The 7,447-nt window shown below is 72.4% G+C and carries 8 protein-coding genes; 3 read left to right on the top strand and 5 right to left on the bottom strand.

Annotation, left to right across the window (positions count from 1 at the left end):
• Positions 1–42 precede the first annotated feature (42 nt).
• Positions 43–345, bottom strand: a complete 303-nt coding sequence (locus ACFVDP_RS23380; protein ID WP_383492669.1) for a DUF6332 family protein — start codon at positions 343–345, stop codon at positions 43–45.
• 104 nt (positions 346–449) lie between these two features.
• Positions 450–1,976, bottom strand: coding sequence for an MFS transporter (locus tag ACFVDP_RS23385; RefSeq protein ID WP_383492673.1), 1,527 nt, complete (start codon positions 1,974–1,976; stop codon positions 450–452).
• A gap of 87 nt (positions 1,977–2,063) precedes the next feature.
• Here ACFVDP_RS23385 and ACFVDP_RS23390 point away from each other — a divergent pair, with 87 nt between their 5' ends.
• Positions 2,064–2,480: a MarR family winged helix-turn-helix transcriptional regulator gene (locus ACFVDP_RS23390; protein WP_383492676.1), complete on the top strand. Its 417-nt coding sequence runs from the start codon at positions 2,064–2,066 to the stop codon at positions 2,478–2,480.
• A 20-nt stretch (positions 2,481–2,500) separates the two neighbouring features.
• On the opposite strand, the gene ACFVDP_RS23395 is transcribed toward ACFVDP_RS23390, so the two are convergent.
• The 3 genes from ACFVDP_RS23395 to ACFVDP_RS23405 form a co-directional block, all read right to left on the bottom strand.
• On the bottom strand, positions 2,501–3,244 hold the full coding sequence (locus tag ACFVDP_RS23395) for a maleylpyruvate isomerase family mycothiol-dependent enzyme (protein ID WP_383492679.1): 744 nt from the start codon (positions 3,242–3,244) through the stop codon (positions 2,501–2,503).
• A 51-nt stretch (positions 3,245–3,295) separates the two neighbouring features.
• Positions 3,296–4,516: an MFS transporter gene (locus ACFVDP_RS23400; protein ID WP_383492682.1), complete on the bottom strand. Its 1,221-nt coding sequence runs from the start codon at positions 4,514–4,516 to the stop codon at positions 3,296–3,298.
• Between the two features lie 147 nt (positions 4,517–4,663).
• A complete protein-coding gene (locus ACFVDP_RS23405; RefSeq protein ID WP_383492685.1) occupies positions 4,664–5,443 on the bottom strand; it encodes a DeoR/GlpR family DNA-binding transcription regulator in 780 nt (259 codons plus the stop codon).
• Between the two features lie 151 nt (positions 5,444–5,594).
• Here ACFVDP_RS23405 and ACFVDP_RS23410 point away from each other — a divergent pair, with 151 nt between their 5' ends.
• Positions 5,595–6,479, top strand: a complete 885-nt coding sequence (locus tag ACFVDP_RS23410; RefSeq protein WP_383492688.1) for an SIS domain-containing protein — start codon at positions 5,595–5,597, stop codon at positions 6,477–6,479.
• A 34-nt stretch (positions 6,480–6,513) separates the two neighbouring features.
• On the top strand, positions 6,514–7,374 hold the full coding sequence (locus ACFVDP_RS23415) for a ketose-bisphosphate aldolase (RefSeq protein ID WP_383492691.1): 861 nt from the start codon (positions 6,514–6,516) through the stop codon (positions 7,372–7,374).
• Positions 7,375–7,447: the final 73 nt, after the last annotated feature.

Below are 7,447 nucleotides of genomic sequence, written 5' to 3' on the forward strand. Positions count from 1 at the left end.
AACAGGAGCCTAGGGCGGCGGGGCGCGGTGGTCAGGCGGTCGTCAGGCTTCGGGGTCGGTATCGTCCGCCGAGGACCTCTGCCGGTCGAAGCGCGTCAGCACCCACGCCACCCGGGCGACGAAGGCCACGGCCGCCGCGATTCCGGCCGTCCAGAGGAGCCCGCCCCGGGTGCCGCCCGACACGCCGCCGAGCAGCGCCGGAACGGCCACCAGCGCGAACACCGTGCCGGCCAGCAGAGCGCCGGTGAAGAGCGCGAAGCCGATCTCGACGGTCATGGCGTCCCGCTCGGCCTGAGTCCTGCGTGTACGCGCTGTTTCCATGGCGGCGGCCCCCGTGTGAGTCATATCGGCGATGGTGGCACGAACGGGCCCCATGGGCGACAGAGTCCGCAGAGCCCGTCACCCATGGGGCCCGCCCCCCGTGGTCCCCCGTGGCAGGTGGGTCGGCGTCAGTCGCGCAGGGCGAGGCGCCGGCCGGCCGCCTCGGCGGTCTCGGCGGCACCGGTCGCCCCGGACGGCGCCGCGGATCCGGCGATCACCACGGTCTCCCGGGGCCGGCGTGAGCGCAGCCCCGTCAGGGTGACCAGCAGACCCACTACGGCGATCGCCGTGATCACCACGAGGCCGGGGCGGAAGCTGTCCAGGACGGCCTGCGGGGAGGCGCCCTCGGGGGCGTTCGCGGTGATGACGGCCGTCACCACCGCGAGGAAGATCGCCCCGCCCACCTGCACGGACGTGTTGAGCAGCCCGGAGACCATGCCCTGCTCGTCGTCGTGCACACCGTTCGTGGCCTGGATGTTGAGCGAGGGGAAGACCAGGGCGCACGCCGCGCCGATCAGCAGCATGGTGGGCAGGATGACGGCCGCGTAGACCGGGTCGAGACTGATGCGCAGGAAGAGCGCGTAGCCGATGACCATGAACGTGAAGCCGACGGCGATGACCCGGGGTGTGCCGAAGCGGTCCACGACCGAGCCGACCTTCGTCGACGACAGGGCGACGAGCGCGCCCGCCGGCAGGAACGCCAGCGCCATGCTCAGCGCCGACCAGCCGAGCAGGGACTGCAGATACAGCGTGGCCAGGAACTGGAAGCTGACGTAGGAACCGAAGAACGTCATCGCGCCGATCTGCGCACGGATCTGCGACCCGGAGCGCAGCACGCCGAGCCGGATCAGCGGCGACGGCGAGCGCCGTTCTACCCGGACGAAGACGGCCAGGAGGACGACGACCGCCAGGAACGAGAGCAGGGTGCGCGCCGAACCCCAGCCGGCCTCGGGCGCCTGCACCACCGTGAATACGAGGAGCAGCATCGAGAGGGTGCCCAGCGCGGCGCCGGGGATGTCGTAGCCGCGGTGGTTCTCCTCCTTGGCGCTGTGCGGGATCAGCTTCAGGCCGAGCAGCAGCGCGATCACGGCGATCGGTGCGGGCAGCAGCATCGTCAGGCGCCAGCTGGCCTCCGTCAGCAGACCGGAGAGGACGAGGCCCATGGAGAAGCCGGTGGCGGCGCAGGTGGTGTAGATGGCCAGGGCCCGGTTGCGTACGGGGCCCTCCGCGAACGTGGTCGTGATGATGGACAGACCGGCGGGCGCGGTGAACGCGGCGCTCAGCCCCTTGATGAAGCGGCTCGCGATGAGCAGCGGTCCCGAGTCGACCAGCCCGCCGAGCAGCGAGGCGAGCGCGAAGACACCGAGGGCGATCAGGAAGACGCGGCGCCGCCCGAGGAGGTCGGCCGCGCGGCCGCCGAGCAGCAACAGGCCGCCGTAGCCGAGGATGTAGCCGCTGACGACCCATTGCAGGGTCGCCGTCGACAGGCTCAGTTCCGAGCCGATGGACGGCAGGGCGACACCGACCATCGAGACGTCGAGCGCGTCCAGGAACATCGCGGCGCAGAGCACGAGCAGCGTGCCCCACAGGCGCCGGGGCCAGCGCTCCGACGTGGCCTCGGGGGCCGGGGGAGCAGCGGTGAGCGGAGAAGTCATGCGGAGCACAGTACATGCACATGCATTGACTGCACGTGCATTTAATGACGATGCAACAAACGGCGTCTTTTCTGCTACGGTGCGCTCATGGCGGCAGGAAAAGCGGAGGCCGGGACATCGGCCGGCCTGGTGGAACGGTGGCGGGGCATCCTCTCGCTGCACGCGCGCACGATGTGTGAGCTCGACCGCGAGCTGCACCGGCACGGCCTGGGCGCGAGCGACTTCGAGGTGCTCGACGTACTCGCCGAGGGTGCGCCGGAGGACGGCGAGTCGGGCTATCGCGTCCAGGAGATCGCCGGCCAGGTCCACCTGAGCCAGAGCGCCCTGTCCCGGCTCATCGGCCGGCTGGAGAAGGACGGCCTCGTGGCGCGCGGCATGTGCAGCGAGGACCGGCGCGGGGTCCGGGTCTGCCTCACGCCCAAGGGACGCGCCCTGCACACCGAGGTGCGACCGCTGCAGCGGGCCGTGCTGAGCCGGATGCTGGAGTCCGACTCCCCGGCGTGACGGCCCGCCGGCCCGGCGGGTCAGACGGCCGAGCGCTCCCGCCACAGTGCGGCGAGGGACTCGTCACCGGTGACGTCGGGGAACGGCTGCCTGTTCCACAGCGCCAGATACAGCCGCGCCGCGGGTCCTGACACCTCGCACTCGGCCTCTCCCGCGGCGCCCCGCTCGGCGTCGGGCGGGCCCTGGGTGATCCGCACCGTCCAGGTGACGTCGGTGTCCGTGGCCCGCACCCGCAGCAGGCGGGGCGTGTCCGAGCGCATCCGGCTGCGGGCCCGCGCGTGGAACCCGGTCAGCAACTCGTCGATCCCGTCGGCCGCGAACTCCCCGGTGATCGAATCGGACGCGTCACCGGACGGCCGCTCGAGCGCCGACTCGGCGTCCACCCGGTGCACCGTCGTCTCGTGCGCCTGCCGCCGTGCCCAGAAGGCCAGCGGTGACGGCGCCGGAAGGAACGCGAAGCACTCCAGATCGAGCGGCGCCTTCGCCAAGGTGTCGACGAGCCGGTGATGACCTTCCCGGTACCAGTCGAGCAGCTCGTCGCCGTCGAGGCCGGGCGGGCTGTCGGGCAGCGGTCGGCGTGCCGTGTGGCCTTCGGCCAGGAAGCCGGTGGCCCAGCGGTGCACCTCTCCCTGATGGCGCACCAGGTCGCGGACCTGCCAGCCCGGGCAGGTGGCCACCTTCGCGTCGACCCCCGCCTCCTCGGCCGCGGCCGCCAGCAATCGGCCCTCTGTCTCCACGACTTGAATGTGCTCTGCGATCTCCATGGGGTGAGTCTGCCCGGTGGAGCGTGGCCCCGGCGAGGAATTTCCCGGGGCTCAGGCGACGGTCGCGCGGCGCGTCGCGAACCCGATCGTCGCCGCGACCGCCGCGAGCAGCGCCACGCTCGTCAGCGCGAGGGGCAGCGAGAGCCAGTCCGCCATGAACCCGATCGCGGGCGGCCCCAGCAGCATGCCGCCGTAGCCGAGCGTGGAGGCCGCCGCGACGCCCGTCGGGCCGGCCAGCGACCCGGCCCGCTCGATCGCGACGGGGAAGAGGTTCGCGAGGCCCAGGCCGGTGATCGCGAAGCCGATGAGGGCGAGCCACACCGAGGGCGCCAGCGCACCGAACAGCATGCCGACGGCGCCGGTCGCGCCGCCGAGGACCAGGGTCCGGGTCCGGCCGAGCCGCTCCAGGAGGGTCGTGCCCGTCAGCCGGCCGATGGTCATGGCGAACGCGAAGCAGGAGTAACTGGCCGCCGCGACACCCGGGTGCGCGTGCAGGTCCTGCTCCATGTGCAGCGCGCTCCAGTCGGCCAGGGCCCCTTCCCCGTACGCCGTGCACAGGGCGATCAGGCCGAAGACGAGGACGAGCAGCCGGGTGCCGCGGTCCGGGCGGTGCGACGGCGCGTGCTCCTCGGGCCGGGGGCTCGTCCGTATACGTTCATGAGCGCCCGGCGAGCGGTGGCGCAGCAGCGTCGGCCCGGCGGCAGCCGTGACCACGAGGCCGATCACCATGATCGCCATCAGGTGCCGGGTCGGTGACAGATGTCCCGCGACCAGCCCGCCGAGGCCCGAACCGACCATGCCGCCCAGGCTGAACGCTGCGTGGAAGCTGGGCATGACCGGCCTGCCGAGGGCGGCGACCAGTTCCACGGCCGCGCTGTTCATCGCCACGTTGATGCCGCCGTACGCCGCTCCGAACGCCAGCAGCACCAGGCCGAGCGCGAGCGGTGAGTGGGTCAGCGGCGGCAGCACGATGGTCAGCGGCAGCAGCAGCCCGCAGGCCACCGTCACCTGGTGATTGCCGAAGCGCCGGCACAGCCGTCCGGTCAGCATCATCGTGATCACGGCGCCGGCGGACACCCCGAGCAGGGCGAGCCCGAGCGTGCTCGCCGACGCCCCGGTCTGTTCCTTGATGGCGGGGATGCGGACCACCCAGCCCGCGAAGATGAAGCCGTCGAGGGCGAAGAAGACCGTGATGGCGATGCGCAGTCGGGTCAGGGAGGGGAGGCGGGGACTGTCGGCACTGACGGTCCCTGGTTTGTTTAGTAGCGGCACAAAGTCAGGTTAGAGGCGGGATCGGCCTCGCGACAAGAGGGGTGGGGTCGGGGCGGCTGCCGGTGCCGGGCAGGCGAAAGGCGCGCGGTGCGTGTGCGCGCCGCGCGCCCTGACTGATGGCTGTCGCCCCGAGTGGCTGCCGTGCGGTCAGACGGCGAGTACCCGTACGCCCGCCTCCTCGAAGCGCTCCAGCGTCGCCGCGTCGGCGGACGCGTCCGTCACGAGGATGTCGACCTGTGTCACGTCGCAGATCCGGGCGAAGGCGCGGTGGCCCAGCTTGCTGGCGTCCGCCGCGACCACGACGCGCTCGGCCCGCTCGCACAGCAGCCGGTTGATCGCGGCCTCCGCCTCGTCGTGCGCGGAGGCGCCGTGCGTGACGTCGAGACCGACGACGCCCAGGACGGCGGTGTCCAGCGTGATCTGGCCGAGGACCCCGTCGGCGAGCGGGCCGATCAACTCGTACGACTGCGGGCGCGCGACCCCGCCCGTCAGCACGATCTTGAACTGGGGGCGCACCGCCAGCTCGTTGGCGATGTTCAGGGCGTTCGTGACGATCGTCAGGGCGGGGGTGCCGGAGGAGAGGTCGGGGCGGACCGCCAGCGCCCGCGCCACCTCGGTCGTCGTCGTGCCGCCCGTCAGGCCCACCGCCTCGCCGGGGGTGAGGAGTTCGGCGACCGCCGTGGCGATGCGCTGCTTCTCCGAGGCGTTGCGGGCGGTCTTGTAGCGCAGCGGCAGTTCGTAACTGACGCCGTGCACGACGGCACCGCCGCGGGTGCGCACCAGCATCTGCTGCTCGGCGAGCTGGTCGAAATCGCGGCGGATCGTCGCGGCGGACACCCCCAGTTCGCCCGCCGCGTCCTCCACGTCGAGACGGCCGCGCTCGACGAGCAGCTCCAGGAGGGACTTCCAGCGGGCGTCGCGGGACATCCGCGGCCTCCAATCGTCGATCGACTCGGTCGCGCAAACCCTAGCTGCTGTGCACACGATTGCTTGATTGTGCTTGAAAGCTGGCTATATCTTGCAGGAACAAGCAATCGCTATCGCAGCTCGAAACCTATATAGGGGAGTGGGGCACGGCATGAGCCATGTCGAGAACGAGTTGAACAGCCAGCCGGAGTGCTGGACGCGCGCCGCGGGCCTGGCCGCGCAGCACGAAGCCGCGCTGCCGGCCGCCGGGGAGCGGGTCGCGATCGTCGGCTGCGGCACCTCCTGGTTCATGGCGCAGGCCGCCGCCGTGCTGCGCGAGGAGTCCGGGCAGGGGGAGACCGACGCGTTCGCCGCGTCCGAGTTCCCGGCGGGCCGCCGCTACGACCGGGTGATCGCCCTGACCCGCTCCGGCACCACCACCGAGGTCCTCGACCTCCTCACCGCCCTGAGGGGCACCGTCCGCACCACGGCGATCACCGGCGACCCGGACACGCCGATCCGGGCGGCCGCCGACGACCTCGTGGTGCTCGACTTCGCCGACGAGAAGTCCGTGGTGCAGACCCGCTTCGCCACCACCGCCTTGACCCTGCTCCGCGCCCACCTCGGTCTGCACTCCGAGCAGGCCGTCGCCGACGCGCGCACCGCCCTGGCCGAACCGCTGCCCGAAGGGCTCGTGGAATGCGGCCAGTTCACGTTCCTGGGTCGCGGCTGGACGGTCGGTCTCGCCAACGAGGCCGCCCTCAAGATGCGTGAGGCGTCCCTGTCCTGGACCGAGGCGTACCCGGCGATGGAGTACCGCCACGGCCCGATCTCCGTCACCACCTCCGGCACCGCCACCTGGATGCTCGGCGAGGCGCCCGAGGGGCTGGCCGAGCAGGTCGCCGGGACCGGCGCGCTCTGGGTCGGGGGCCGCCTCGACCCGCTGGCCGAACTCGTCCGCGCCCAGCGTCTCGCCGTGGCCGTCGCCGCCCGCCGCGACCTGGACCCCGACCAGCCGCGCCACCTGACCCGCTCCGTGATCCTCGACGCCAACTGACGCTCGTTCCAGCGGACATGAGAAGGGAGAGGCCGTGCCTCTCGCAGCCACCGGCACCCTCGTCGGTGCGGCGGCGGCCCGACAGGGGGCCGTCGCCGCGTTCAACGTCATCACCCTCGAACACATCGAGGCCGTCGTCGCGGGCGCCGAGGCGGTCGACGCCCCCGTCATCCTCCAGATCAGCGAGAACGCCGTCCGCTACCGCTACGGCCGCCTCCTGCCACTGACCCGGGCGGCCGTCGCCGTCGCCGAGCGGGCCGGGGTCGACGTCGCCCTCCACCTGGACCACGTACAGAGCGACGACCTGCTGCGGCAGGCCGCCGACGCCGGATTCAGCTCGGTGATGTACGACGCCGCCCACCTGCCCTACGACGAGAACCTCGCCGCGACCCGGGCCGCCGCCGACTGGGGCCACGCCCACGGGCTGTGGGTGGAGGCCGAGCTGGGCGAGGTCGGCGGCAAGGACGGGGCCGCCCCGCTGGACGCGCACGCGCCCGGCGCCCGCACCGACCCCGGGGAGGCCCGCGCCTATGTCTCCGACTCCGGGGTCGACGCGCTGGCCGTCGCGGTCGGCTCCTCGCACGCGATGACGACCCGCACGGCGACCCTCGACCACGAACTGCTCAAGCGGCTCGCCGAAGGGCTGGGCGACCTCGGCGTGCCGCTCGTGCTGCACGGCTCGTCCGGGGTGCCCGACGCGGAACTGGCGGCGGCCGTGCGCGGCGGCATCGCCAAGGTCAACGTGGGCACCGCCCTGAACATCGCGATGACCGGCGCCATACGGGAGTTCCTCGCCGCCCACCCCGACGCGGTCGACTCCCGCAAGTACCTCACCGTGGGACGGGAGGCCATGGCGCGCACGGTCGGCGCGTTCATCACGGTGCTGCGCGGCTGAGGGGGGGCGACGCACCAGAACGCAGGAAACGTGACGAGGCGGCACCGCTGGGGATGAACCAAACATAAAAGGC

This window comes from Streptomyces sp. NPDC057694 (assembly GCF_042799415.1).
Classification (GTDB): domain Bacteria; phylum Actinomycetota; class Actinomycetes; order Streptomycetales; family Streptomycetaceae; genus Streptomyces.

What these genes read in the sequence shown, in the direction of transcription:
- ACFVDP_RS23390 (WP_383492676.1), top strand. Translation starts at nt 2,064, where the DNA reads ATGGCGGCAGGAAAAGCGGAGGCCGGGACATCGGCCGGCCTGGTGGAA.
- ACFVDP_RS23385 (WP_383492673.1), bottom strand. Translation starts at nt 1,976, where the DNA reads ATGACTTCTCCGCTCACCGCTGCTCCCCCGGCCCCCGAGGCCACGTCG.
- ACFVDP_RS23410 (WP_383492688.1), top strand. Translation starts at nt 5,595, where the DNA reads ATGAGCCATGTCGAGAACGAGTTGAACAGCCAGCCGGAGTGCTGGACG.
- ACFVDP_RS23380 (WP_383492669.1), bottom strand. Translation starts at nt 345, where the DNA reads ATGACTCACACGGGGGCCGCCGCCATGGAAACAGCGCGTACACGCAGG.
- ACFVDP_RS23405 (WP_383492685.1), bottom strand. Translation starts at nt 5,443, where the DNA reads ATGTCCCGCGACGCCCGCTGGAAGTCCCTCCTGGAGCTGCTCGTCGAG.
- ACFVDP_RS23395 (WP_383492679.1), bottom strand. Translation starts at nt 3,244, where the DNA reads ATGGAGATCGCAGAGCACATTCAAGTCGTGGAGACAGAGGGCCGATTG.